This is a genomic window from Alterinioella sp. B-7 (genome assembly GCF_056857775.1).
Map to the genome: position 1 here is coordinate 233449 of NZ_JBSXNT010000031.1, position 25111 is coordinate 258559.

The following is a 25111-nucleotide window of genomic DNA, read 5'->3' on the forward strand; positions in this document are numbered from 1 at the left end:
GAGCGGATCGGGGCCTTGTGTCCCTTGCCGCCAATTCCAAAGGGAGAGGAAAACACATGACCTTCAAGAAACTCACCGCGCTTGCCATGACCAGCGCCCTTGCGAGCACCGCCGCCTTTGCGGAAAGCCACGAGGACCGCAGCGACTGGCCCGAGAGCTTCACCGTCGGCACCGCAAGCCAGGGCGGCACCTATTTCGCCTATGGCTCCGGTTGGGCCAACCTTGTGGCGGAAGAGCTTGGCCTGACCGGCGGCGGCGAAGTGACCGGCGGCCCGATGCAGAACATGGCGCTGGTCCATACCGGCGAGGCACAGTTCGGCATGACCACGATGGGCCCGGCGGCGGAAAGCCTGCAAGGCACCAACCCGATCGCGCCCGGTCTGCAAATGACCAATGCCTGCGCCATGTTCCCGATGTACCAGACGCCGTTCTCGATCACCGCGCTGTCGTCGTCGGGCATCATGTCGGTCGCGGATATTCCCGATGGCGCGCGCATCGGCTTTGGCCCCGCGGGTTCCACCTCGGACACCTATTTCCCGCGCATGATGGAAGAGCTCGGCGTCAACTTCGAGCGCCGCAATGGCGGCTGGTCCGACCTTGGCGGGCAGTTGCAGGATGGCCTTCTGGACGTGATCGCCTTTGCCGCCGGTGTGCCGGTTCCGGCTGTCAGCCAGCTTGAGGTGCAGACGGATGTGAACATCATCGAGTTCACCGAGGAAGAGCAGGCCGCGATCATGGAAGCCTTCCCGGTTTCCGCCTTCGAGATCTCGGCCGATATCTACACCACGCTGGAAGAGCCCGCGCGCTCGGTCTCGATGTGGAACTTCGCCATCGCCAATTGCGACCTGCCGGAAAGCTTCGTCTATGCCGTGGTCGATGTCGTGATGTCGGACAATGAGCGGATGATGAATATCCACCGCGCCGCACGTTCCACCCTGCCCGAGAACTGGGACAAGAACACCGTCATGATGTGGCACCCCGGTGCGGCCCGCTGGTTCACGGAAAACGCAGGCGCCGAGATTGCCGCCGACATGATCTACGGCGACATGTGATCGAAACCGGGCCAGTGGCCTGACACAGACGCCGCGTCCGGCTATGCTCGGGCGCGGCATTTTTTCAAACACCGGGGGAATCCCCGTGCGACACGCGCGGGGAAGCGGAGGGGACAATGACCACCAACACAAACGAGATCGACGAGATCGTGCTCGCCGAAGGCGTCGATGAGGAGCCGGTCGAGAAGAACCGCCGCCTCTTCACCGGGCCGTCCTTTGTCTTTATCGCCACCTTCTCGGCGCTCTATGCGGGCTTTCACATGCTGGCGCTCAACGGCGTGTCGATCAGCGACTGGACCGGGATCGAGATCCCCTTCCTGCCGACATTCCCGATGGAAACCTGGAATTTCCGCATTGTCCACGTCTCCGGCGCTTTGGCGCTCGGGTTCCTGCTATTCGCCGCGCGGCTGTTTCCCGATGACGAAAAGCCCGAAACCCGGACCCTGTCGCTGATCGGATACCTGCTGCTGATCCCGGCGCTTCTGGCCGGCTACATGGCCGTGAAATTCGCCTTTGTTATCAACAGCGGCACCTTGCCCGAAATGGGCGGGCTGACCACATGGGCCGCCTTCCCCGGCACCGAGATCTACGCGCAGGAAGTGCGCTGGTTCGGCATTCCGCTGCTCGTCGCCACCGGCGGCGCGATCGTTCTGGGTTGGTTCGAGAACACCCATCGCACCCGCTTTTCCACCTCGGATGTCGTGCTGGCGGTCTGCGGGGTCGTCGTCGCGCTCTACCTTGTGCCGATCTACTCCACCGCCGCGCGCAACTCGGTCGGGACCACCTTCGTGCCGATTGGCGTGGCATTTGCCGCCACCGCCGGCACCGCGCTGATCCTTGAGCTGACGCGCCGGGTCGCGGGGCTGGCGCTGGTCATCATCACCGGTGTCTTCCTGATCTACACCTTCACCGCGCATCTGCTGCCCGGCATCCTGGCCGTGCAGACGCCCTATAACTGGCAGCGCTTCTTCGGCTTCGTCTACACGGATGCGGGTATCCTGGGGCCGACCACGGCCGTCTCTTCGACCTATATCATCCTCTTCATCATCTTCGCGGCCTTCCTTCAGGCGTCGAAGGTGGGCGATTACTTCGTCAACTTCGCCTTCGCCGCGGCGGGGCGCGCGCGGGGCGGGCCCGCAAAAGTGGCGATCTTCGCCTCCGGCCTGATGGGCATGATCAACGGCACATCCGCGGGCAACGTCGTGGCCACAGGCTCGCTGACCATCCCGCTGATGAAGAAGGTCGGCTATCACAAGAAGACCGCCGGCGCGATCGAGGCCGCGGCCAGTACCGGCGGGCAGATCATGCCGCCGATCATGGGCGCGGGCGCCTTCATCATGGCCGAGATCACCGGTATCCCCTATACCGAGATCGCCATCGCGGCGATCATCCCCGCCGTGCTCTACTTCGCGTCGATCTACTTCATGGTCGACCTCGAGGCCGCCAAGCTGGGAATGCGCGGAATGCGCGAGGACGAGCTGCCCAAGTTCAAGCAGCTTGTGCGCCAGGTCTACCTGTTCATCCCGATCATCATCCTGATCGTGGCGCTGTTCATGGGCTATTCGGTGATCCGGGCGGGCACACTCGCGACCGTCGCCGCCGCCGTGGTCAGTTGGCTGACGCCGCACCGGATGGGCCTGCGCGCCATTATCAAGGCGTTCGAGCTGGCGGGTGTCATGTCGATCCAGATCATCACGGTCTGCGCCTGCGCCGGTATCATCGTGGGCGTGATCTCCCTCACCGGGGTCGGCGCGCGGTTCTCGTCCTTGCTGCTTGGCCTGGCCGAGGCCAGCCAGCTTCTGGCGCTGTTCTTCGCCATGTGTATCGCCATCCTTCTAGGGATGGGGATGCCCACCACGGCGGCCTATGCGGTGGCGGCCTCGGTCGTGGCGCCGGGCCTGGTGCAGCTTGGCATTCCGGCCCTGACGGCGCATTTCTTCGTCTTCTACTTCGCCGTCGTTTCGGCGATCACGCCCCCCGTGGCGCTGGCCAGTTACGCGGCGGCGGGGATATCGGGGTCGAACCCGATGGAGACCTCGATGGCGTCCTTCAAGATCGGCATCTCGGCCTTCGTCGTGCCCTTCATGTTCTTTTACAACTCGGCGATCCTGATGGACGGCACCTGGTTCGAGATCATCCGCGCCGCCGCAACCGCGACCGTGGGCGTGTTCCTGTTGTCCTCGGGCGTCCAGGGCTGGTTCATGGGAGGCCGCATGGCCTGGTTCATGCGGGTGGCGATCATCGCCGCGGCGCTGTTCCTGATCGAGGGCGGTTGGGTCTCGGACGTGATCGGGATCGGCGGGGCCGTGGCGGTCTTCTTCATCCAGAAGCTGTTCCACCCCGCCCCAGACGCCACCTTCGACGTGCGCGGCGCGGACTGACGACTGCGCGCAGAGATGAGATAGGGCCGTCCCGGATGCGGGGCGGCCCTTTTCGTTTCCCCCGTAAAGGCCACAAAGAAAAACGCGCCCCGGTCAGGGGGCGCGGCTTTCAGGGCAGCAATATTCGTGTCAGCTCAGGCGGCTTCGGCCTGGCTGCGGCGTTCGCTTTCCTCACGGCTGAGCGCGACAGAGGTGCGCACACCGTTCGAGACAAAGGCCATCAGCCCCGTCACGACACGCTCGTTCGGGTCGATCCCGGCACAGGACAGCACTTCGCGGCCATCGCGCGAGCGTGCCCAACGGGCGATCTGATCGGGCCCGTTGCCGTATTTCTTGTCATCTGCAATGGCGTCATCCAAAGCGGCGAGGACCACGGCGGCAAAAAGCTTGCGCGACCGTTGGCCCTGTTCGAAGTTGAATGCCGTTCCATCAACGAAATCTCTCATTCCGTCGTCCTTTTATTGCTCTTGCATTTCCGGCGGTCCACCCGTTATGCCCAATCAAAGCCGATTCGTGTGTGCAACTTTTGCATATGTGCCATGCGCACCCCGCATGGCTCAGCTCGAATTCGCGCTATTTCCGGTGTCTTGCCACCCTACCAAGCGGCAGATATAGGTCCGGTCAACGAAATCTCAACCTTTTGCCACGGAAATGACACATGCCAAAAATCAACGGCAATGAAATTCGCCCCGGAAACGTGCTGGAGCATAATGGCGGCCTCTGGGCCGCGGTGAAGGTCGATCACGTCAAGCCCGGCAAGGGCGGCGCCTTCGCCCAGGTCGAGATGAAGAACCTGCGCAACGGCTCGAAATTGAACGAGCGCTTCCGCTCGGCGGACAAGGTCGAACGGGTGCGGCTGGAGCAGAAGGATCAGCAGTTTCTCTATGAAACCGACGGCATGCTGGTCTTCATGGACACCGAAACCTACGAGCAGATCGAACTGCCCGCCGACCTTCTGGGCGACCGCCGCCCGTTCCTGCAGGACGGCATGACAATCGTGGTGGAATTCCACGAAAGCGAGGCGCTGAACGCATCCCTGCCGCAAAAGGTGACCTGCAAGATCGTCGAGACCGAGCCCGTGGTGAAGGGCCAGACCGCCGCCAACAGCTTCAAGCCCGCGGTGCTGGACAACGGCGTCAAGGTCATGGTGCCGCCTTTCGTGGGCCAGGACGAGATGATCGTCGTCAACACCGAGACCATGGAATACTCCGAACGCGCGTGACGAAAATCCTTGTCCAAGGGTTTTCACGCCCGAAGAGGTTTTTTGAAAACTCTTCCGACCGCGAACGCTAGCGCCGCCCGCCCCAGGGCGATGACGGCGGCGGCCTGCGCCCCTGTCCGGTACGGGGGATGCGCGTTGTTGCGGTCGGCTCCACCTCGCGGGGGCGCGCGCGGCGCGGTCGGGAAACGGCCCGGTCGTCAAACGCTTCTTCATGCGGCGGGTGGCCGTGGGTCGCATTCCAGAAGGCCGGCCCGCCCCGCCGCAACCAGACCGGCACCGCCAGCACGACACCGGCGATGAAGCCACCGGCATGGGCCCAATAGGCGACCCCGCCGGTCAGCGTGTCGGCCGCCGCGCCATTGACCAACTGCATCCCGAACCACAGCCCCAGCATCAGCCAGGCGGGGACCGTGATGACCCGGAAAAAGACAAACAGGATCAGCAGGAAATCGACCCGCGCACGGGGGAACATCAACAAATATCCGCCCATCACGCCCGCAATCGCGCCCGAGGCCCCCACCATGGGAACCGGCGAATAGGGGTTGGCGATCATCTGCCCGAAGGCCGCCGCCACGCCCGCCGCGAGGTAGAAGACCAGGTAGCCCAGATGGCCCATCTGATCCTCGAGATTGTCACCGAAGATCCACAGGAACAGCATGTTGCCCGCCAGGTGCATCCAGCCGCCATGCAGGAACATCGAGGTGAAGATCGTGTAGGTCTGGTCGCCCTGGCTGACCTGCGCGGGCACCAGCGCCCAATCGGCGTAGAACGCCATCAACAGGCGCGGGGCCTCACCGATCGAGGGGAAATAGCTGAGGAAAACGCCGATATTGATCGTGATCAGAACCCAGGTGACAAAGGGCTTTCGTTCCGACGGGTTGTGATCGCGCAGGGGCAGCATGGGGTTCAGATTGCCCTTCTGCCGGTCCCGGTCAAGGGGGCGTCAGCGCGGGCTGCGCTCAATCCTCCAGGTCGTCGGCGGCCAGCGCGAGGCGAATCTCGCGGCGCACCAGTTTGCGCACATTGCGCGTGATGCGCTGGCCCAACTCGCCCTGCAACTCCTCGCGCACGACCTCGGCGACGATCTCGCGCAGGGTTTCCTCGTCCACGAAACCGGCATCCTCATCGGGGAAGGTAAAGGGCCCCTCGCCCAGATCCTCGACCTCCGAGCGGTCACGCGGCTCCGGCTCAGGCTCAAGATCGGCCGCCAGGTCCGGGGCGGGGTCTTCCGGGGCAACCTCCTCGGGCACCTCCTCCGTCACCGCGTCCTGCGGCTCGGTCTCCACCTCATCCGGCGCCGATGCGTCCTCCTCGCCCTCATCTTCCCGCGCACCCTTGCTGATCACGGCAGAGAGCACACCCGAGACGGCCATCTGGGCGGCCCGCGCCTCGGCCAGTTCGCGCGCGGCGAAGGGCGGTGCCTCGTCGGGGGAGGAAAAGGCCCCCTCCTCCGGCTCATACTCGGCCAGCGAACTGGACCGGCGAATGAAGGAGATCGGCGGGCTGTCGTCAGGCGCGTCCACCGCGTCATCCTCCGCCATGTCATTGGCGAGTTCCGCGGTCTCGGGGGCCTCCCGTGCGTCCGTGGCCTCATCCTCGGGGGGCGCGTCGTCGTCCGGCTCCGGCATGTCAGCCACATCCGCCATATCCGCCTCGGGCTCTGCATCCGTCAGGGGCGGGGAATCGTCGAACGCGACCGGCTCCGCCGGGTCCGCGTCATCGCCCGCGTCAGCATCCTCGACCGGCTCGCCCCACAATTCCTGCGCCCAATCCGTCCCCTCATCGCGGGACGGGTCGGGGTCGTCGCCACGCGGCGTGATCGGCACCCAGGGGTCCTCGGGGTCGGTCACACGCAAGGCGGGCGTCAGCACCAGCTTGTCCGGCGCGGTGGCATCCCCACCCTCGCCGGCCGGGGGCACGGCCTGCGTCCCCTCCGCCGGGTGATGTTCCGAGACAAGCCTGCGGATCGACGACAGGACATCCTCGATCTCATCGGATTTCATTGGGTCTGCCATGTCCTCACCACTCCGGTTTGGCTGCACCTGCCTCATGCGCGCGCCATCATTTTCACGCAAAGATACAGCCACAGGCCCGTTCGCACAATGGATAGGTAAATTTGCAGCGATTTCAGCCTGTCGGCTCAGTCCCGCCCGAGCCGGTCCAGCACCGCATCCAGCCGCTCGCCGCGCACCGTGGGCGTATGGATGGGTGCACGGTTGACCGCGTCGTAATAGGCCGTGGGATCGTATTCCGGCACGTCCAGGTTCAGATGCTCGACCGTCAGCAGGCCCATCGCCGCCAACAGGCCATAGCTGGCCTGGTAAAGCGATGTCTGCGCCTCGATCAGCCCGATCCGGGCATCCAGCAGATCCTGTTCGGCGTCCAGCACATCCAGCGTCGTGCGCGCCCCGAGCGAGGCCTCCTCCCGGACGCCTTCAAACGCCAGCCGGTTGGCGCGGATCTGCTGCTGCGAGGCCTGGATCGAGGCCGAGGCGATGCGGATCTGGGCGAAGGCATTGCCGATGCTCTGGTTGACCCGGCGCACGGTCTGGTTCAGCTCGGCCATGCTGGCATGCAGCGTGGCCAGCGCGATCCGCTCGGACGAGGCCAGCCGCCCGCCATTGTAGATCGGCTGCGAGAGGCTCAGGGTCAGCGAGGCGCTGGCGGAATCCTCGAACCATTCGCTGCGATCGGCGGGATCGACGGAACCCTCGGCGCGCAGGCTGAGGCTGGGGCCGTAATCGGTGCGCGCGGCGGCCAGGTTCAACTCGTCGGCGCGCTGGCCGTGTCTTCCGGCCTGAATCGAGGGGTGGTTCTGGCGCCCGATCTCCAGCGCCTCCTCCTGGCTGTCGGGCAGCGAGGGGATCACGCCCGGGCCGCTCAACGCACCGGGGCGGCGACCGACTGCCAGCAGGAACAGTTCGGAATCGATCATCAGCGCGCCCTGCGCCGAGACCAGCGCCCGCCGCGCCTCGGCCAGGCGCGCCTCGGCCAGCGCCACATCGGTGCGGGTATCCTCGCCGACCTCGAACCGGTCGCGCGCGGCACGCAACTGCTGCGTGATCACGCGCAGATTGCTTTCGCGGACGCTGACGACCTGCGCATCGCGCCAGACCTGCAGATAGGCGGTCACGGCGTCCAGCAACACCTGCTGCTCTAGGCCGATCAGCGATTGCCGCGTCGCCAGCACGGTTTCCCGCGCCGCGTCGCGCAAGAGTCTGCGCCCGCCACCATCATAGAGCAGCATCTCGGCGGTCAGCGTCAGCCGGTCGGTCTGGCGCGTGGTCGGCGTCTGCCACCGCGACGACGCGATGAAGGTGATCACCGGGCGCAAACCCGCCACCTGCTGTGCCACGCCTTCATCCTGTAGCCGCAGAAGATAGCGGTTCTGTTCCAGCACGTCGGAATTGCGATAGGCGGCCGCCAGCGTGTCGGCCAGGGTTTCGGCCCGCGCCACCTGACCGAGACCGATGATGGACAGCATCAGGACCGCCAGGAAGGAGGACAATATTCTTGTGAAACGCATCGACTGTCGCCCCTGTTCAACCTGATACCCCGCCCCGGAATGATCGGCGCCCTGCCTCAAAACACGAATTCTTCGGCGCGGCGAAATCCGGGCAATACCGGGGCTGTGGCGTTGAACGACATGCGCCAGAAGACCCGTCCATCCAGCTTGTGGCCGATCCGGGCCTCGCCAAGCGCACCCGTCATGAAGATCGCCGCGATCCGTCCGCCTTCCTTGAGCTGGTCCAGCAGGGCCGGCGGCACCTCTTCCACGCCGCCCTCGATGACGATCGCATCATAGGGCCCGTGCTTGACGCTGCCCTCGGCCAGGGGCCCTTCGATCACAGCGACATTGTCGACACCCTGCGCGGCCAGGATATCCTGCGCCTCGGCGGCCAGGTCCGGCACATCCTCAATGGCGATGACGGCCTCGGCCAGATGCGCCAGCACTGCGGCGGAATAGCCAAGCCCGCAGCCCAGATCCAGCACCAGGTCGCCCGGCTGAATATCCAGCGCGTCCAGGATCTTGCCCATCGTGCGCGGCTCCAGCACCACGCGGCCGCCTTCCAGCGTCACGTTCTCGCCGACATAGGCCACGTCGCGCAGGCTGTCGGGCAGGTAGGCCTCGCGCGCGACATCGAGCATGGCCTCGATGATGTTGAACTTGGTGACATCCTGCGGGCGCACCTGCGTATCAACCATCATGGTGCGGAGAGCGGTGAAATCCTGCATGATCACATCCAGCGGCTTGTTATCGTTTCGCCCGTCTTGCCACAGGTGTCCCGGCAGGGCAACGCAGGAAGGACGCCTGCCGCGAAGGCAAGGGCGAAACGTGGCACGAAAGCCCCGCGAACCTGCTTGCACCCCGCCCCGCTTTGAGGCAAAACCAGCGCCAGACCACAAGCGCGGCGAGTTGGCGGAGTGGTGACGCAGCGGATTGCAAATCCGTGTACACCGGTTCGATTCCGGTACTCGCCTCCACCCTCCTCCGCATCATCCACCTCCCCGCACGTCAGGCCGTCGCACCTGCCGTCCCGCCCGTCCCCTGCCGCCGCGCGGCGCGTTTTTCGCCGAGCATCAGCATCGCGGGCGTCACCACAAGCGTCAGCACCGTGGCCACCACCAGCCCGCCCGCGATGGCGCTGGACAGTTCCGTCCACCATTGTGTCGAAGGCGCTCCGTAGACGATCTCGCGGGTGAAGAAGTTGATGTTGAGGCCGATCACCATTGGCATCAACCCGAGCGCGGTCGTGATCGAGGTCAGGACCACGGGCCTCAGACGTTGCGCGCCCGTCCTCAGCGCGGCCTCCAGCGGCGACTGGCCGGATTTCTTGAGGTCGTTATAGGTGTCGATCAGGACGATATTGTTGTTCACCACGATACCGGCCAGCGCGATCACGCCGATGCCGCCCATCACCACCCCGAAGGGCCGCCCCGTGATCAACAGGCCAAGCAGCACGCCCGCGATGGAGAAGACGATGGCGCTCATCACCACGAAGGCCTGGTAGAAGCTGTTGAACTGGGTCACCAGGATCACGAACATCAGGAAGATCGCCGACAGGAAGGCCGCGACCAGGAAATTCATCGCCTCGGCCTGGTCCTCGGCCTCGCCCGCGAAGGAGAACTCGACCCCCTCGGGCAGGTCCGCGGCCTCCAGCGCCTGCGTCAGCGCGATGACCTGGTCGTTGACCAGGAGTCCGGGGGCCACATTGGCCTCGATGGTGACGACGCGCCGCTCGTCGATGCGCCGGATGGTGCCGGTGCGTTCCACCGGCTCGAAGGTCACGAAATTCGAGATCGGGACCGAGCCCGCCGCCGTCGGCACACGCATGTTGCCAAGCTCGGACAGGGACCGGTCCTCGTAGGGGAACCGCACCCGGATATCCAGCGTGCCGTCGGTGTCGTCGGGGCGGTATTCGGCGACCGCGATGCCGCGTGTCAGCAGTTGCAGCGCCTGCCCCAGCAGGCTGACATCGGCACCGTAGCGGGCCGCCTCGGCCCGGTTCACGATCACCGCGACCTCGACGCCCGGCAGCGGGCGGGTATCGGTCACATCGGTAAAGCCGCCGACGCGGTCCATGATCTCGCGGATCATCTCGACCGCAGCGCCCTGCGCCTCGCCCGTGCGCGCGGTGACCTCCAGGTTGACGGGCTTGCCCGCCGTCGGGCCGCCGCTTTCGGTCTGCACCTGCACGTCGATGCCTGCAAGATCGGTCATCGCCTGGCGGATATCCTCGCCGATCTCGGCGGCCGGGCGGCGGGTGTCCCAGGGCGTCAGCTCAAGCTGGATGGTGCCGATGGTCTCCTCGTCGCCCTGCCCCGCGCTCATGGTCGAGCGGGCGTAGACGCTGGCCACCTCGTCGAATTCCAAGAGGCGGCGTTCCACCCGGCGCACCAGGTCGTCGCGCTGGAAGATCGAAAAATTGTCGCGCGCGCGCACCTGCACCTGCATGAATTCCGGTTCGACCGAGGGGAAGAAGCTGAGGCCGACACCGAATTGACCATAAAGGCCGAAGCTGCCCAGAAGCATCGCCAGTGTCAGCAGGACCGTCGCGGCGGGGCGCAGAATGGCCCAGTTGAGGACGCGGACATAGGCCCCCGTCACCCCGCCGATCCGCCGCGGATCGCCCGAGTCCGCCGCCGCCAGCGCCGCCTTCGAGGCCGCCGTCTGCGGCTGGCGCTTGCCGATGATGCCACCCATGACGGGAATGAAGATCAGCGCCATGAAGAGCGAGGCAAAAAGCGTCAGGATCACCGTGATCGGCAGGAATTTCATGAATTCGCCGACCATGCCGGTCCAGAACAGGAGCGGGAAGAACACGCTGAGCGTCGTCGCGGTCGAGGCGATGACCGGCCAGGCCATGCGCTTGGCGGCATTGGCATAGGCTTTCTTCGGCTCCACCCCTTCCTGCAATTGCCGGTCGGCAAGTTCGGTCGTCACGATGGCCCCATCGACCAGCATCCCCACCACCAGGATCAGCGAGAAGAGCACCACGATATTCATCGTGTAGCCCATCACCCACAGCGCCGTGACCCCGGCCAGGAAGGCGCCCGGAATGGCCAGCCCCACCAGCACCGCCGAGCGGAAACCGAGGGCATAGACGATCACGATCATGACCAGCGCCACGGCGGTGATCACGTTGGCCTCCAGGTCGCTCAGCAGATCCTCGACCTGTTCGCTCTGGTCCTGAAGATAGGTGATCTCGACCGTTTCGGGCCAGTCGACGCGCAATCGCTCGATCCGGTCGCGGACCTCGGCGACGGTCTCGATGATATTGGCGCCCGAGCGTTTGGTGACCTCCAGCGCCAGCGCGGGCTGGCCGTCGATGCGGGCAAAACCCGTGGGGTCGTCGAAGGCGCGCCGCACCGTTGCCACGTCGCCGAAGGTCACGACCGTGTCGTCGCGCACCAGCACCGGCATCGACATCACATCGGCCAGATCCTCGATCAGCCCCGGCACGGTCAGCACGATCCGGCCTGCCCCGGTCTCGATGGCGCCCGCCGCGATCAGGCGATTATTGCGGGTGATCTGGCCGATCAGCTCGTCAAAGGACAGGTCATAGGTCTGGAACACGGTCGAATCGATCAATACCTCGACGAATTCCTCGCGTTCGCCGCCGATATCGACCTCCAGCACGCCGGACAGCGATTCGATCTCTTCCTGCAATTCCTCGGCCAGGTTGTTCAGGGTGCGTTCCGGCACCGGGCCCGAGAGGATGGCAGTGATGATCGGGAAGAGGGCCGTGTTGATCTCGGTCACGGTGATGTCATAGGCATCTTCGGGCAGGTCGCCCGCAATCCGGTCCACCGCCTCGCGGATGTCGCTTAGCACCTCGTCATTGTCGAGGCCCGGCTGGAACTCCAGCTGCACGCTGGCCGAGCCCTCGGCGGCAAAGCTTGTCATGCTGTCGAGGCCGGTGATGCCCGCGAATTCCTGTTCCATCGGCTCGATCAGCAGGCGTTCGGCGTCGGTCGGGCTGATCCCGTCCAGCCCGGTATGGATATAGAACAGCGCCAGCGGCACTTCGGGGCTGGCCTCCTTCGGGATCGAGACATAGGCATAGGTCCCGACCGACAGCATCACGATCAGCGTCATGGCGACGACCCGCGCGCGGGAAAAGGCGGCGTCGATCAACCCGCTCACTGGTCGTCCTCCGCCAGTTGCGGGCGCACGGTCTCGCCGTCGCTGACGAAACCCTGTCCGATGGTGATCAGGCGCACGCTGTCGGGCAGGCCGGTGACCCAGATCCCCTCGATCTCGGCGCGGACGACCTCGATGGGGTGGAACCGGACGATATCCTCGTCATCGACGATCTTGACGCCCAACTGCCCGGCGGGGCTGAGCGAGACAATCGACGGCGACATGAAATGCGCCGTCACTTCCGTGGTCGGGATGGTGATCCGGGCCGAGATGCCGGCGGCAATGGCGCCATCCTCGTTCGGCAGGGTCACCTCGGCCAGGAAGGTCCGCGTGGTCTCGGCGGCGGAGGTGCCGACAAAGCTGACCACGCCCTCGCGTTCCTCGCCGGTGATGAATTGCACGGTGGCGGGCTGGCCGCTTTGCAGGCGGGTCAGCGATTGCTGCGGCACCTGGAAGGACACCGTCAGCGGCGCGTTATCGACCAGCCGCGCGACCTGCGATCCGGCCTGCACGAATTCGCCCGTATCCAGGTCCAGCAGCTCGATCCGGCCCGCGAAAGGCGCGGTGATGATCAGATCCTCCAGCGCCTCCTGGGCGGCGGTCAGCTGCGCCTCGGCCTGCGCGAAGGCCGAGCGCGCCTGCTGCACCCTGTCCTGGGTGGCGACGCCGCGTTCCAGCAGGGTCTCGGCATTTTCCAGGTCGCGTTCGGTGCGGGTCACCTCCTGCTCTGCCCGTGCCAGTTCCGCCTCGGCGCTGGCCGAGCTCAGCCTTGCGATCTCGGCCCCCTCCTCCACGTAGCTGCCCATGGTGGCGGAGACGCTGGCAACCTCGCCCGTGGCCTCGGCCATGATCATGCGGTCGCGATCGGGCATCGCCTGCCCCTCGGCGGTGAAAAGCAGCGTCACCGGTTCCGCCTCGGACGGCTGAACCACGACCGAGACCGGCTGCGGTTCGCCCGTCTCGGGCGCGGCGTCCTCCTCCTCGCTCGGCAGGACGAACCCGCTGCCCATCCAGCCGACAACCGCCAGAAGGATGATCCCGGCGATCCAGGTCGAGCGCGACGCGCCCTTATCGGCGGAAAACTCCAGGGTGTCGCCCCGGTCCGACCGTGTCGCGGAATCTGTCATGGCGTTGTCCCTTTTGTCTGCCGCCCAAGGCGCAGAATTTTCCCGTGGCCAAAGGGCAGTGACTGTCCCTGAAACCCGGCAAGAGTCAAGAATTCCCCGGCGTCTTCGGGTGAGGTAGCGAGGAATCGGTGTGGATCAAGGTGGAAGGGGCGCCCGTCAAATTTCAGTTTGACTGAAGTTTGCTTCATCTTTTTGAGTTTGACTGATGCGACGGCCCGCAGGCATCCTGCCGCAAACTGCGCCGACCGAGAGGACTCCGCCCATGCCCGACACCAAATTCAACCTCATCGCGGGCAGTTGGACCGCCGGAGTGTCCGAGATCGAGAACCGCAATCCCTCGGACATCACCGACCTCATCGGCCTGTTCACCCAGGCCAGCGCCGATCAGCTTGAGGCGACGCTGGACCGGGCGCGCATCGCACAGGCAGACTGGGCGGGCTACGGGTTGGAGCGTAAGCAGGCCGTCCTGATGGCCATCGGGGCCGAATTGATGAGCCGCGCCGAAGAGCTTGGCACGCTCCTGTCCCGCGAAGAGGGCAAGCCGCTGGCCGAGGGCCGTGGCGAGGTCTATCGCGCCGGGCAGTTCTTCACCTATTACGCCGCTGAAACCCTGCGCCAATTGGGCGAGAACGCCGACAGCGTCCGCGCGGGCGTCGAGATCGACGTGCGGCGCGAGCCCGTCGGCACCGTCGCCGTCATTTCCCCGTGGAACTTCCCCACCGCCACCGCGTCATGGAAGATCGCGCCCGCGCTGGCCTATGGCAACGCCGTGGTGTGGAAGCCCGCCAACCTCACCCCCGCCTCTGCCGTGGCGCTGGCCGAGATCATCGACCGGCAGGACATCCCCAAGGGGCTCTTCTCGCTCGTCATGGGGTCGGGGGCGGATATCGGCCAGCGTCTGGTCGAAAGCCCCAGGATCGACGCGATTTCCTTCACCGGCTCGGTGCCCGTGGGCAAGGGGATCGCGGCGGCGGCGATCCAGAACCTCACCCGTGTGCAGATGGAGATGGGATCGAAGAACGCCCTTGCGGTGATGGACGATGCCGATCTTGACCTTGCGGTGACGCTGGCGCTCGGCGGGGCCTTCGGCGGCACCGGACAGAAATGCACGGCCTCTTCGCGGCTTGTGGTGCATGACCGGGTCCATGACGCCTTTGCCGAGAAGCTGGTGGCAGGCGCGCAAGCGATGAAGGTCGGCCACGCGCTGGAGGACGGCACCCAGATCGGGCCGGTGGTGTCGGACCGGCAGCTTTCGGAGAACCTCGATTTCGTGCGCCTCGGCAAAACCGAGGGCGCGGAACTGGCCTGCGGCGGCGTGCGGCTGGAGATGCCGCATGACGGCCACTACATGTCGCCCGGCGTGTTCCTGAACACGCGCAATGACATGACCATCAACCGCGAGGAGATGTTCGCGCCGCTGACATCCGTGATCAAGGTCGGCAGCTACGATGAGGCCCTGGCCACGGTCAACGACACGCGGTTCGGCCTGACCTCGGGCATCGTCACGCGCAGCCTCGCCCGCGCCACGCATTTCCGCCGCAACGCCCGCACCGGCGTCGTCACCGTCAACCTGCCCACGGCAGGCACCGATTACCACGTGCCCTTCGGCGGTCGGGGCGACAGCAGCTACGGCCCCCGCGAACAGGGCCGCGCGGCGGCGGAGTTCTACACCACGGTCAAGACCGCCTATATCAGCGCCGGAAACCCGGCATGAGGATCGACGGGCTGCAATACAGCAACTGGTCGCCCAGGATCTTCCGCCAGCTGCGCGAGGGCGGCGTCGATGCGATCCATGTGACCATCAGCTATCACGAGACTTTCCGCGAGACGGTTCTCAATTTCGAGAAATGGAACCGCTGGTTCGAGGAGCATTCCGATCTGATCATGAAGGGCCACTGGGCCAGTGACATCGACCGCGCCCGCAAGACGGGCCGCACGGCGGTGTTCTTCGGCTTCCAGAACCCCGCGCCCATCGAGGATGACATCGGGCTGGTCGAGATCGTCCACAGCCTCGGCGCGCGCTTCATGCAGCTGAGCTACAACAACCAGTCCCTGCTGGCGACGGGCTGTTACGAGGCGGAAGACCCCGGCATCACCCGCATGGGGCGTCAGGTGATCCGCGAAATGAACCGCGTCGGGCTGGTCGTGGACATGAGCCATTCGGCGGACCGCTCGACCATCGAGGCCGCCGACATTTCCGAGCGCCCCATCGTCATCAGCCATGCCAACCCGCACGACTGGCAACCCGCCCTGCGCAACAAGCGCGACGCGGTGATCCGCGCGGTGACGGAGCGTGGTGGCATGTTGGGCTTTTCGCTCTATCCTCATCACCTCAAGGGGAAATCGGACTGCACGTTGGACAGCTTCTGCCAGATGGTCGCCGACACGGCGGCCCGCTACGGGGTCGAACATCTCGGCATCGGGTCGGACCTGTGCCAGGATCAGCCCGACAGCGTCGTCGAATGGATGCGCGTGGGCCGCTGGTCGAAGGAGATCGACTATGGCGAAGGCTCTGCCGCCGCACCGGGGTTTCCGCCCATGCCCGCCTGGTTCCGTGACAACCGCGATTTCGGGAATGTCGAGGAGGGATTGCGCGCCACCGGCCTCAGCGCCGAGGAGGTCGCGGGCATAATGGGTGGCAACTGGTACCGGTTTTTCGCCGAGAATTTCACCCCGAAAGGATGACGCCGATGCGCGACCCGGCCCGCACCCACATCCCCCGCCGCCCGCCGGCGCAGGTGATGCGGCTGAGCCGGCTCGGGGTTCTGCACCAATCCCGCCTCAGCTTCATGCGGGTGCTGACACGGCGCATGGCGGCTGAAGAATGGACTTTCACCCGGCCCGTCTTCGAAATCGACGCGCAGGGTGTGGGCCATGCCGTCTATACCGCGCATACGCCGGAGCGCCGCTATTCCCTCATCGCCTTCGCGCATGACCTGCCTGCCGATCAACGCTCGGACCGGGTCATCGCCGAGGCCTGGGATGCCACCTTCTGCCTCTACGATGGCGTGCCGACCGGCGCGGATATCGACCGGCTGCGCGCCAATGTGCCCTTGCAGGAGGCAGGCCGCATCTCGGAAACCGAGCTGTCGCTCTCTCGCGCCAACCGCTCCGTCCGGTTGTGGGCGCATGTCGTGGACCGGCTGGCCCGCGGGCAGCAGCCCGACCCGGCCCGGATCGACGCCGTCGGCTACCTGATGCGCACCACCGCCGTCTACGGCTCGGGCAAGTTCGGCGCGGTGGATCGTGAAATAATCGCCGACCGCCCCGAAATGCAGGTGCCGTTCCAGGCCGAAATGCTCTCGGTCTACCTCACGCGCGTCTTCGTGCGCGACCTCGTGCAGCACATGGCGCACGCGACAGGCGGGGACCGGGCGGCGACGCTCGACCCCAGCATCGCGCGACGCCTCGGGATCGGCAATTCGACCGGCCTTGGAATGGCCCCCTTCATCGTCAATCATCCCGTCCTCTTCAACAACTGGATCATGGCGCGGGAAGAGGCGATTGCCCGCGTCCGCTCGGTCGTAACCGCCACCCCGCAGGAGGCCGATACCTTCCGCGCGCTTCTCGACCGCAGCGCGTTTTCCGTCGTCCGCTGGCGCTCCGACCACCCGATCCAGACCGAGCGACTCGGTCTTCTGCGCGCCGATCTGGTCGCGCTGATGGCATATGTGGCGGTGTCCGATCTGGCCACGGATTATCCCTGGAACCGCCTGTATCAATGGGCTGAAGCGAACCTGCATGAGGACGCGCAGGAGCTTGTCGCCTCGCTGATACTGGAACCTTACCCCGATCTGGTGGACGGTCTTGCCTCCTGCATGGCCGATGGCAACCCGGATGCGTTTCATATCGACGGCGCACAAAGCGTGGCCGAAACGCGCGCCGCCCTTGCCGAGTGCTTCAGTTGGGCGTTCGACCTGGACTGGAGCGCGCCGTCGAATTGCGCCCGCGCCTGGTATGTGTCGGAAGAAAAGCTGGAGCCCCGCCTCGGTGAGCGGTTCGACGAACCGATTGCCGATTACGAACAACCCCTCGCGCCCGCCCGCGATGCGGCAGCAGCCTTTCATGCGTTGGACAACTACGCCGGTGACACCGCCATCGCCGAGTTCCTGCTGGCCCATCCCCAGCACCGCCAGAGCATCCGGCGCGCGCAGATCGCCCGTATCGCGCCCTATGCCGAGATCCGCGACAACATCATTTCCGCCGACCTCCTGCCCATCGACATGCTGCGCGCCAAACTCTCGTTCTTCGGGGCCACGCATTTCGACCCGCGATCCGACCGGTGGGTGCGGATTGCCATGTATACCGGCGCGCCCTACCCCGAGGATCTGACGCCCGCCAGCGCCGAGCACTGGATCTACCCCGAGGCCCCGCCATGAGCCTCTCCCTGAACGAGATCGAGGCCACGGCACGCAAGGCTGCGCGCGGGGCGGGCCTGTCCTGGGGCGAGGCAGAGGAGGCCGGGCGCGCCACGCGCTGGTTGTGCGCGCACGGGCTTGACGGCTGCGGTGACCTGGCGGTGCTGCTGCGCGGGCCGCGCCATGCGGGGCCGGACATCTCCCCCGGCCAATGGTCGGCATCGCGCCCGCTCTGCGCGCTGCGCACCGGCATCGCGCTGTCCGATTTCGCGCATCTCCTGCCCGGCGGCCCGATCCGCCTGACGCCCGTCGCGCATCCCCGCCTGCTCCTGCCCTTCGCCAGTGCCGCCGCGCGCGCCTTGTGCAAGACCATCACCCTGCACAGCGCTGGTTTCATTGCCACGACAGACGGCACCCAGACTGCCCTCACCGGCCAGCCGCAGTCCAAGGCCACCGTCACGCTCACCCTCGGCGGCGCGGTCACGCGGCCCCTGCCCAGCGCCCGCCGCGCCACGCCCGCGCCCACAGATTGGGCCCGGCTTCTCTCCTTCGCCGCCCGCACCTACGCCCCCGCGACCGAGGCCTCGCGCCTTGCCGGGGCGGGGGCGGGCCTCTCCGACAATGACTGATCCGAGGCCCCCATGATCCAGACCAAGACCCTGACGCTCTCCGACATCGAAGACCTCGCCATGCGCGCGCTGGTCGCCGCCGGCACCTCCGAGGCCAATGCGCGGCCCCTGGCCGTCGCCACCGCCGCGACCGAGGCAGATGGCGTCGCCTCCCATGGCCTCGCCTATATCCCGATCTATTGCGAACATGTCGGGTGCGGCAAGGTCGATGGCCAGGCGCGGCCCGTGCTGACACATCCGCGCCCCGCCGCGCTCCATGTCGATGCGGCGACCGGCTTTGCCCATCCCGCGATTGATCTGGGGTTCGAGCAACTGATTCCGCTTGCGCGCGACCAGGGCATCGCGATCCTCAACATCCATGACAGCTACAATTGCGGCGTCCTGGGCTATCACACCCACCGTCTGGCCGCCGCCGGTCTGGTAGGGTTGGGCTTTACCAACGCGCCCGCCTCGATCGCGCCCTCGGGTGGGGCGAGGCCCGTCATCGGCACCAACCCGTTCTCGCTGGCCACGCCGGGTGACGGCGGTGAGGTCGATCTGCTCATCGACCAGAGCGCCAGCACCATCGCCAAGTCCGAGGTGATGAAACACGCGCGAGAGGATCGCCCGATCCCGGTCGGGTGGGCGCTGGACCCGGACGGCAATCCCACGACCGACCCGAATGTCGGGCTCAAGGGCTCCATGGCCCCCTCGGGCGGCTACAAGGGCGTTGGTGTGGCGCTTTTGGTCGAGGTGATGGCAGCGGCGCTGTCGGGGGCAACGCTCGGCAAGGATGCGGCCCCGTTTTCGGGCACTCAGGGCGGGCCGCCCAAGACCGGGCAATGCTTCATCGCGATCCATCCCGGCGCCACCAGCGGCGGCCATTTCGGCACCCGCATGAGCGATCTCATCGCCGCGATCCGGGCGCAGGAGGGCGCACATCTGCAAGGCGACGGGCGGCGCGCGAAACGGGCCGAGGCCAAACGATCCGGCGTTGCGGTCAATACCGCCACGCTGGACAAGATCGCGGCGATCGTGAACTGACGCGCCGGTCAAGGTGGGGGCGCTGCCAAGGGGGCCTGACGCGGACCGGACCCCGCTACCCTTTCGCCGCCAACCCCGCCAGCCGCACGCAGACCTTCGTTGCCGCAGCCATATCCTGCACGCTGATCCATTCCAGCGGCCCGTGAATCTCCTGCATGCCGGTGAAGATGTTGGGGCATGGCACCCCCATCTCGGTCAGGCGCGACCCGTCGGTGCCGCCCCGGATCGGCTTGGACAACGGCTCGATCCCCTCCGCCTGCATCGCCGCACGGGCGAGGTCCACGGGGCTCATGTCCTCCTCCAGCCAATAGCGCATGTTGCGATACTGGTGGCGGATCTCGCAGGTGATCCGGGCGCGCGGCTCGCGCGCGGCGACGGTGGCGCAGACCTGTTTCAGCAGCGCGCCCTTGGCCTCCAGCCCCGCCATCTCGAAATCGCGCAGGATCAGCTTGATCGTCGCCTCCGCCGCGTTGCCCTCGATCTCGCCCACCAGGATGAACCCCTCGCGCGCCTCCGTCACCTCGGGCGTCGGGCAGGCATGGGTCAGCGTCTCGACGATCCGCGCCGACAGGATCAGCGCGTTGACCAGCTTGCCCTTGGCGTCACCCGGATGCGCCGAGACACCCGTTACCACAACCTTCGCGCCATCGGCCGAAAAGCTCTCGTAATCCAGCTCACCCAGTTTGGCCCCGTCGAACGTATAGGCGAAATCGGCGCCCAGATCGCCCGGCAGGGGCTCGGTCACGCCGCGCCCGATCTCCTCGTCGGGCGTGAAGGCGATGCGGATCCTGCCGTGCGGACTCTCGGGGGTCTTCAGCAGGTGTTCGGCGGCGGTCATGATGATCGCGACGCCCGCCTTGTCATCGGCCCCAAGCAGCGTGGTGCCGCTGGCGGTGATGATGTCATGCCCCTCCTTGCCCGCCAGATAGGGCGAGGTCCGGGGCGACAGCACCAGGTCGGGCGCGTCGGCAAAGCTGATATCGCCGCCGTTATAGCCGCGATGCACCACCGGTTTCACCCCGGTCGCGTTATAGGCGGGCGCGGTATCGACATGGGCCAGGAGGCCGATCACCGGGGCCTCGACGCCCGGGCTGGCCGGGATCGTGGCCAGCACGACGCCGTAATCGGTCAGCCGCACGTCCTCGGCCCCGATCTCCTCCAGTTCCGCCTTCAGCAGGTTGAGCATGTCATACTGGATCTCGGTGCTCGGGGAGGTGGGCGATGCCTCGTCGCTCTGGCTGTCGATGGCGGCATAGCGCACAAGCCGGGTTTCCAGCGCGGTATCGAAATCGGATCGCATCGGGGGCCTCCTTCTGGGGTTCTGCGCAGAAGAGGCCCGCAAAGCGGAGGCGGTGTCAAGATCGGGGGATGTCAGGCGAGGCCATCCACCAGCACGCCCTCCTCCAGCCGCAAGACCCGGTCCATCCGGGCGGCAAGTTCGAGGTTATGGGTGGCGATGAGCGCGCCCATGCCGGTGTCGCGCACCAGCGCGATCAGCCGGTCGAAAACCTGGTCCGAGGTGGCGGGGTCGAGGTTGCCCGTGGGCTCATCGGCCAGCAAAAGCCGGGGCGCATTGGCCAGCGCGCGGCAGAAGGCCACCCGTTGCTGTTCGCCGCCCGACAGGGCCGAGGGGCGATGGTCGGCGCGGTCCTTCAACCCCACCTGGGCCAGCAGCATCCCGGCGCGCTCCGTCGCCTCGGCCCGCGCGACACCATTGGCCAGTTGCGGCAGCACGATGTTCTCGGCGGCGGTAAACTCCGGCAGCAGGTGGTGGAACTGGTAGACGAAGCCGATCTGCCTGCGCCGCGCCGCCGTGCGCTTGCGGTCACGCGCGCCGCTTAGCCCTGCCCCCATGATCTCGACCGTCCCCGCATCGGGCGTGTCGAGCAGCCCCGCGATATGCAGAAGCGTCGATTTCCCCGCGCCCGAGGGGGCCACCAGCGCCACGACCTCGCCCCGCGCGATCCGCGCCGAGGCCCCGCGCAGCACGCGCAACTCGCCCGGCTGGCCCAGTTTGTAGCCCTTCTCGATGCCGTCGAGGCGCAGCACCGTGTTACTCATAGCGCAGCGCCTCCACCGGGTTCATCCGCGCCGCGCGCCGGGCCGGGATGAAGGTGATGGTGAAGGAAAGGCCAAGCGACAGCGCCACCGCCGACAGGACATCCCCCCATTCCAGCCTTGCGGGAAGGGTCGAGAGGAACCGCACGGACGGATCCCAGACGCCGCCCCCCGCCATCCAGTTGACGAAGCCGAAGATCGGGTCGATCCAGATGGCGAAGGCCACGCCAAGCGCGACACCGGCCAGCGTGCCCGCCACGCCCACGGACGCGCCGCAGATGAAGAACACGCGCAGGATCGAGCCTTCGGACAGGCCCACGGTGCGCAGGATGCCGATATCGCGGCTCTTGTTCTTCACCAGCATGATCAGGCCCGAGACGATGTTCATCGTGGCGATCAGCACCAGGATCGAGAGGATGATGAACATCACGTTATCCTCCATCTGCAAGGCGCGCAGGAACGATCCGGAACTGTCGCGCCAGGTCCAGATGATGGCGTCGGCCCGCGCCGCGCGGGTCAGCGGCAGGACCATCGCATCGACCTCCTCGGGGGTCTCGACGATGATCTCGACCTCGTCGGCAACGCCGTCGCGGTTGAAATAGGTCTGCGCCTCCCCGAACGGCAGATAGGCGCGGACCCGGTCGATATCGTAGCGCCCGACCTGGAAGATATAGACCACCTCATAGGCGGAGATACGCGGGCTGGTGCCGAAGGCCGTGCGCGCGCCATCTGGCGAGATCAGCCGGATCCGGTCGCCCACCCCGACATTGAGGCTGCGCGCCACGCCCGAGCCAAGCGCGATACCCTCTTCAAAGCGCGACAGGTCGCCCTGCGCGACCTCGGGATCGGCCACCAGCGGCACCTGCGCCAGGTCGGCGGCACTGATGCCGATCACCTCGACGCCCGCATTGGCCCCCTCGCCCGTCGCCATCACCTGGTTCCTGATGATCGGGAAGGCATGGGTGACGCCGGGTACTTCGCGCAACCGCTCGGCCACGGCCTCGTAATCCGGCAGGACACGCTGGACCCGCCCCGACTGGTTCTCGCGCGCCATCGGGATCACGCTGGCATGGGCGTTGGCGCCCAGGATGGTGCCGACGAACTCGTGCCGGAAGCCCGAGCGCACGGCCAGCGTCGCGATCAGCGCCATCACCGCCAGCATGATCCCCAGGAAGCTGATCCAGGTCATCACGCTGACCCCACCCTCGGCCCGTTTGGCGCGCAGGTAGCGCCAGGCGATGAGGAACTCGAACCCGGCAAAGGGCCTGGTGGTGGAGGGTCTGGGGGCGGATGGCATGGCTGCTCCTGGATCGCGCGCGCCGCTTGGGGGCGCTTGGCGCGAACCCTACCCCAAGGTGGCGGCGGCGGAAAGAAGCAATGGGCTTTGCGCGGGGGGCCGTGCTAGCGTCGCCGCGACTGACAGATGAAAAGGTGCCCGATGTCCCCGAAATCCACCATGCTGCTTGGCGCGCTGACCGCCGATGCCGCCAGCCTTGGGTTGCACTGGCTCTATGATCCCGCCCGTATTGCCGAAATTGCCGAGGCGCGCGGCACTGCCGCCTTCGCGCCCGTGGAGCCTGCGTTCTTCGACGGGGCCAAGGGCTATTTCGCCCATGCCGGACGGCGCGCGGGGATGCTCAGCCAATATGGCGAGGTGCTGTGGCTGGCGATGCGCGTGACGCGGAGTGAGGGCGGGTTCGACGGGGGTGCCTACCGGCGGGCCTACGCCGCCCATTTCGGCGCGGGCGGGCCCTATCAGGGCTATATCGACCGTCCGACCCGTGCCGCGCTGGCCAATATCGCGGATGAGAAGGCCGAGACCGGGGTCGACGACGATCAACTGCCCGCCACGGCCACCCTGCCCGCCATCATGGCGGCCTATCATGGGCAGGACCACCTTGCGGAGAAGGCCCGAGGGGCGCGCGAAGTGACCAATATCAACCCGGTCGCCGACGCCTATGCCGCCGCTTTCACCGACCTCCTGGGCCGTGTGCTGTCCGGCGAAGACCTGCCGGCCGCGATAGGGGCCGCCGTGGCGGAGGCCGATAGCGGCATCCGCCACGCTCTGACCGACGCGCTGAAAACCGACGAGGCCAGTTCCACCGACTATGCCGAAAGGATGGGCCGCGCCTGTCACCTGCCGATGGCCGGGCCGGTGATCATGCACATCCTGCGCCACGCCACCAGTTATGCCGATGCGGTCGAGCGCAATATCCGCGCGGGCGGCGACAGTGCCGGACGGGCGATCCTGATCGGGGCGGTGATGGGCGCGGTGCATGGGCTGGAGGGGCCACATGGCATCCCCTTGGACTGGGTGCTGCGGCTAACAGATGGTGTCGCGATCTGGGAGGATTGCCGCGCGTTGGCAGGGTAAGTGTGCCGCGATTTCGAAATCGCGTGCGAGGCTTTTCGAAAAGCCTCCGCCCCCTCAGACCATCTGGCGCCGCCGCAAGAGCCGCGCCAGGAGGCCCGCCAGCGCCGCCAGAAGGCCATACCCCGCCAGGAACCCGATCGCGGCAAAGCCCACGCCGAGGAACGAGACGGGCAGCGCCGGCTGGAAATCCTGCATCGCGCGGCGGCCGATCTCGGTATCCAGACGCGCGGGCATCAAGAGCAGCCGCTCCAGCGGCCCGGCGGCGCGCAACAGGGTCAGGTCGGCGCTCAATGCTTCAAACCGGGTCAGGGTGCGGGTCATGTCGGCATTGCGCGCGTTGAGGAACGCGGTGCCGGTCAACTCGTCCAGCGCCTGGTAGCGGGTCAGCCCGGCGGCTTCAGCCGAGCGGTCGAAATCCTCGACCACCACGGCCAGTTCATCGACCGCGCCCGCGAGGCGTTGCACATATTGGGTGGAGGCCTCGGGGAATTGCGCCAGCGCCGCCGCGCCGGTGATCCCCGCTACAAGAGCCAGAATTTTCATGGTCCGCTCTGCCCTGTCTTCTTATTGTTAGCGCCAGACTAGCACAAAAGGACAGGCAGGGGGAGGGGTTAGATCCGGCCCCCAAGCCGGGCCGGTTCTCTCGGTATATCCCGCGCATCGGGTCCTGCCCGCCCCTTCACAAAACCGTGATGACAGGCCCCGCGCCGTGACATCGTGTCCAGAGGACGACAAGGTTGCGCCGCGGCCCCGTGCCGCGATCCCGCGTCATCCGTTCATTTCATGCGGAGCATCATGACGCGCAGACAGCCTTAAAGGAGACGAAAGATTGACCATCAAGACCATTGCGAAAACCGCCATTGCCGCCACCGTCCTTGCCGCGACCGGCACCTCGGCCAGTGCCTTCGGCTTCGACATCTGCGAGGACGTGACCATGCGCCTGCACAACAATTCGGGCCAGGCGGTCCAGGTCTATGATCTGGACTACTACGATTACGGCCAGAGCCTCTGGCGCTCGGAACCGGTGCCGGATCACATTATCCAGGACGGCTATTACTTCACTTTCACCCAGAACCTCGAAGACGTTGAGAACGCGCAGACGCTCCTGCGGTTCCGCTACCGCGTCACCCAGGGGGGCCGGTGGAGCGGCGGCTATACCGTGCAGGGAAACACCTTCACCTGCCGGAACAATTCGACAGTCAATGTCTACCTGAACTGACAGTCTGACAAGAAAACGCCGCG

Annotated in this window: 21 protein-coding genes and 1 tRNA gene; 11 read left to right on the top strand and 11 right to left on the bottom strand. The window is 66.3% G+C overall.

Going from position 1 to position 25111, the window contains the following annotated elements; translation table 11 throughout:
• Window positions 1-56 precede the first annotated feature (56 nt).
• Both AC13C7_RS09440 and AC13C7_RS09445 read left to right on the top strand, forming a co-directional pair.
• Entirely contained in the window at window positions 57-1052 is a 996-nt protein-coding gene (locus tag AC13C7_RS09440; protein ID WP_172320941.1) for a TAXI family TRAP transporter solute-binding subunit, read from the top strand.
• Window positions 1053-1168: 116 nt separating this feature from the next.
• Window positions 1169-3433 (top strand): TRAP transporter permease, encoded by a 2265-nt coding sequence (locus AC13C7_RS09445; RefSeq protein WP_172320942.1) that lies wholly within the window; start codon window positions 1169-1171, stop codon window positions 3431-3433.
• Between the two features lie 134 nt (window positions 3434-3567).
• Here AC13C7_RS09445 and AC13C7_RS09450 read toward each other — a convergent pair whose 3' ends face one another.
• Complete coding sequence (locus AC13C7_RS09450; RefSeq protein ID WP_172320944.1) at window positions 3568-3879, bottom strand: DUF6280 family protein; 312 nt, start codon at window positions 3877-3879, stop codon at window positions 3568-3570.
• Window positions 3880-4091: 212 nt separating this feature from the next.
• Between AC13C7_RS09450 and efp the strand changes: the two genes are divergently transcribed.
• Complete coding sequence (gene efp, locus AC13C7_RS09455) at window positions 4092-4655, top strand: elongation factor P (protein WP_172320945.1); 564 nt, start codon at window positions 4092-4094, stop codon at window positions 4653-4655.
• 67 nt (window positions 4656-4722) lie between these two features.
• Here efp and AC13C7_RS09460 read toward each other — a convergent pair whose 3' ends face one another.
• The 4 genes from AC13C7_RS09460 to AC13C7_RS09475 form a co-directional block, all read right to left on the bottom strand.
• Window positions 4723-5556: a rhomboid family intramembrane serine protease gene (locus AC13C7_RS09460; protein ID WP_172320946.1), complete on the bottom strand. Its 834-nt coding sequence runs from the start codon at window positions 5554-5556 to the stop codon at window positions 4723-4725.
• Between the two features lie 58 nt (window positions 5557-5614).
• Window positions 5615-6670, bottom strand: a complete 1056-nt coding sequence (locus AC13C7_RS09465) for a hypothetical protein (RefSeq protein WP_172320947.1) — start codon at window positions 6668-6670, stop codon at window positions 5615-5617.
• 125 nt (window positions 6671-6795) lie between these two features.
• Window positions 6796-8181: a TolC family outer membrane protein gene (locus tag AC13C7_RS09470; RefSeq protein WP_172320948.1), complete on the bottom strand. Its 1386-nt coding sequence runs from the start codon at window positions 8179-8181 to the stop codon at window positions 6796-6798.
• A 56-nt stretch (window positions 8182-8237) separates the two neighbouring features.
• Window positions 8238-8891, bottom strand: a complete 654-nt coding sequence (locus tag AC13C7_RS09475; protein ID WP_172320949.1) for a protein-L-isoaspartate O-methyltransferase family protein — start codon at window positions 8889-8891, stop codon at window positions 8238-8240.
• Window positions 8892-9066: 175 nt separating this feature from the next.
• On the opposite strand from AC13C7_RS09475, the gene AC13C7_RS09480 reads away from it, so the two are divergent.
• Window positions 9067-9140, top strand: a tRNA-Cys gene (locus AC13C7_RS09480).
• A 31-nt stretch (window positions 9141-9171) separates the two neighbouring features.
• Here AC13C7_RS09480 and AC13C7_RS09485 read toward each other — a convergent pair.
• Complete coding sequence (locus AC13C7_RS09485; protein ID WP_482867323.1) at window positions 9172-12303, bottom strand: efflux RND transporter permease subunit; 3132 nt, start codon at window positions 12301-12303, stop codon at window positions 9172-9174.
• Window positions 12300-13427 (bottom strand): efflux RND transporter periplasmic adaptor subunit, encoded by a 1128-nt coding sequence (locus AC13C7_RS09490; RefSeq protein ID WP_482867324.1) that lies wholly within the window; start codon window positions 13425-13427, stop codon window positions 12300-12302. The genes AC13C7_RS09485 and AC13C7_RS09490 overlap by 4 nt, the downstream gene beginning before the upstream one ends.
• 262 nt (window positions 13428-13689) lie before the next feature.
• Here AC13C7_RS09490 and AC13C7_RS09495 point away from each other — a divergent pair, with 262 nt between their 5' ends.
• The 5 genes from AC13C7_RS09495 to AC13C7_RS09515 are packed head-to-tail and all read left to right on the top strand — an operon-like array spanning window position 13690 to window position 19437.
• Complete coding sequence (locus AC13C7_RS09495) at window positions 13690-15141, top strand: aldehyde dehydrogenase family protein (protein ID WP_482867325.1); 1452 nt, start codon at window positions 13690-13692, stop codon at window positions 15139-15141.
• Window positions 15138-16112 carry a membrane dipeptidase gene (locus AC13C7_RS09500; protein ID WP_482867326.1) on the top strand — a complete coding sequence of 325 codons (975 nt, stop codon included), beginning with the start codon at window positions 15138-15140 and terminating at the stop codon, window positions 16110-16112. The genes AC13C7_RS09495 and AC13C7_RS09500 overlap by 4 nt, the downstream gene beginning before the upstream one ends.
• Window positions 16113-16117: 5 nt before the next feature.
• Window positions 16118-17806 (top strand): hypothetical protein, encoded by a 1689-nt coding sequence (locus tag AC13C7_RS09505; protein WP_482867327.1) that lies wholly within the window; start codon window positions 16118-16120, stop codon window positions 17804-17806.
• The gene (locus AC13C7_RS09510; protein WP_482867328.1) at window positions 17803-18414 is read left to right on the top strand and encodes a DUF3726 domain-containing protein; all 612 of its coding nucleotides are present in this window, start codon (window positions 17803-17805) and stop codon (window positions 18412-18414) included. Before AC13C7_RS09505 ends, AC13C7_RS09510 begins: the two co-directional genes overlap by 4 nt.
• Window positions 18415-18426: 12 nt before the next feature.
• Window positions 18427-19437, top strand: coding sequence for an Ldh family oxidoreductase (locus AC13C7_RS09515; protein ID WP_482867329.1), 1011 nt, complete (start codon window positions 18427-18429; stop codon window positions 19435-19437).
• Between the two features lie 55 nt (window positions 19438-19492).
• On the opposite strand, the gene pepT is transcribed toward AC13C7_RS09515, so the two are convergent.
• The 3 genes from pepT to AC13C7_RS09530 all read right to left on the bottom strand — a co-directional run bounded on the left by pepT (window position 19493) and on the right by AC13C7_RS09530 (window position 22792).
• Window positions 19493-20737 carry a peptidase T gene (gene pepT, locus AC13C7_RS09520; RefSeq protein WP_172321506.1) on the bottom strand — a complete coding sequence of 415 codons (1245 nt, stop codon included), beginning with the start codon at window positions 20735-20737 and terminating at the stop codon, window positions 19493-19495.
• Window positions 20738-20808: 71 nt separating this feature from the next.
• Window positions 20809-21498: an ABC transporter ATP-binding protein gene (locus tag AC13C7_RS09525; RefSeq protein ID WP_482867330.1), complete on the bottom strand. Its 690-nt coding sequence runs from the start codon at window positions 21496-21498 to the stop codon at window positions 20809-20811.
• A complete protein-coding gene (locus AC13C7_RS09530) occupies window positions 21491-22792 on the bottom strand; it encodes a lipoprotein-releasing ABC transporter permease subunit (protein WP_482867331.1) in 1302 nt (433 codons plus the stop codon). The genes AC13C7_RS09525 and AC13C7_RS09530 overlap by 8 nt, the downstream gene beginning before the upstream one ends.
• A gap of 141 nt (window positions 22793-22933) precedes the next feature.
• Here AC13C7_RS09530 and AC13C7_RS09535 point away from each other — a divergent pair, with 141 nt between their 5' ends.
• Complete coding sequence (locus AC13C7_RS09535; protein WP_482867332.1) at window positions 22934-23869, top strand: ADP-ribosylglycohydrolase family protein; 936 nt, start codon at window positions 22934-22936, stop codon at window positions 23867-23869.
• Window positions 23870-23923: 54 nt separating this feature from the next.
• Here AC13C7_RS09535 and AC13C7_RS09540 read toward each other — a convergent pair whose 3' ends face one another.
• A complete protein-coding gene (locus AC13C7_RS09540; protein WP_172321510.1) occupies window positions 23924-24412 on the bottom strand; it encodes a DUF2937 family protein in 489 nt (162 codons plus the stop codon).
• Between the two features lie 286 nt (window positions 24413-24698).
• On the opposite strand from AC13C7_RS09540, the gene AC13C7_RS09545 reads away from it, so the two are divergent.
• A complete protein-coding gene (locus AC13C7_RS09545) occupies window positions 24699-25088 on the top strand; it encodes a hypothetical protein (RefSeq protein WP_172321511.1) in 390 nt (129 codons plus the stop codon).
• Window positions 25089-25111 lie beyond the last annotated feature (23 nt).

Excerpts from the sequence above, each read along its gene's own strand:
- AC13C7_RS09440 (WP_172320941.1), top strand. The coding sequence starts at position 57 with ATGACCTTCAAGAAACTCACCGCGCTTGCCATGACCAGCGCCCTTGCG.
- AC13C7_RS09445 (WP_172320942.1), top strand. The coding sequence starts at position 1,169 with ATGACCACCAACACAAACGAGATCGACGAGATCGTGCTCGCCGAAGGC.
- AC13C7_RS09450 (WP_172320944.1), bottom strand. The coding sequence starts at position 3,879 with ATGAGAGATTTCGTTGATGGAACGGCATTCAACTTCGAACAGGGCCAA.
- efp (WP_172320945.1), top strand. The coding sequence starts at position 4,092 with ATGCCAAAAATCAACGGCAATGAAATTCGCCCCGGAAACGTGCTGGAG.
- AC13C7_RS09460 (WP_172320946.1), bottom strand. The coding sequence starts at position 5,556 with ATGCTGCCCCTGCGCGATCACAACCCGTCGGAACGAAAGCCCTTTGTC.
- AC13C7_RS09465 (WP_172320947.1), bottom strand. The coding sequence starts at position 6,670 with ATGGCAGACCCAATGAAATCCGATGAGATCGAGGATGTCCTGTCGTCG.
- AC13C7_RS09470 (WP_172320948.1), bottom strand. The coding sequence starts at position 8,181 with ATGCGTTTCACAAGAATATTGTCCTCCTTCCTGGCGGTCCTGATGCTG.
- AC13C7_RS09475 (WP_172320949.1), bottom strand. The coding sequence starts at position 8,891 with ATGCAGGATTTCACCGCTCTCCGCACCATGATGGTTGATACGCAGGTG.
- AC13C7_RS09490 (WP_482867324.1), bottom strand. The coding sequence starts at position 13,427 with ATGACAGATTCCGCGACACGGTCGGACCGGGGCGACACCCTGGAGTTT.
- AC13C7_RS09495 (WP_482867325.1), top strand. The coding sequence starts at position 13,690 with ATGCCCGACACCAAATTCAACCTCATCGCGGGCAGTTGGACCGCCGGA.
- AC13C7_RS09500 (WP_482867326.1), top strand. The coding sequence starts at position 15,138 with ATGAGGATCGACGGGCTGCAATACAGCAACTGGTCGCCCAGGATCTTC.
- AC13C7_RS09505 (WP_482867327.1), top strand. The coding sequence starts at position 16,118 with ATGCGCGACCCGGCCCGCACCCACATCCCCCGCCGCCCGCCGGCGCAG.
- AC13C7_RS09510 (WP_482867328.1), top strand. The coding sequence starts at position 17,803 with ATGAGCCTCTCCCTGAACGAGATCGAGGCCACGGCACGCAAGGCTGCG.
- AC13C7_RS09515 (WP_482867329.1), top strand. The coding sequence starts at position 18,427 with ATGATCCAGACCAAGACCCTGACGCTCTCCGACATCGAAGACCTCGCC.
- pepT (WP_172321506.1), bottom strand. The coding sequence starts at position 20,737 with ATGCGATCCGATTTCGATACCGCGCTGGAAACCCGGCTTGTGCGCTAT.
- AC13C7_RS09525 (WP_482867330.1), bottom strand. The coding sequence starts at position 21,498 with ATGAGTAACACGGTGCTGCGCCTCGACGGCATCGAGAAGGGCTACAAA.
- AC13C7_RS09530 (WP_482867331.1), bottom strand. The coding sequence starts at position 22,792 with ATGCCATCCGCCCCCAGACCCTCCACCACCAGGCCCTTTGCCGGGTTC.
- AC13C7_RS09535 (WP_482867332.1), top strand. The coding sequence starts at position 22,934 with ATGTCCCCGAAATCCACCATGCTGCTTGGCGCGCTGACCGCCGATGCC.
- AC13C7_RS09540 (WP_172321510.1), bottom strand. The coding sequence starts at position 24,412 with ATGAAAATTCTGGCTCTTGTAGCGGGGATCACCGGCGCGGCGGCGCTG.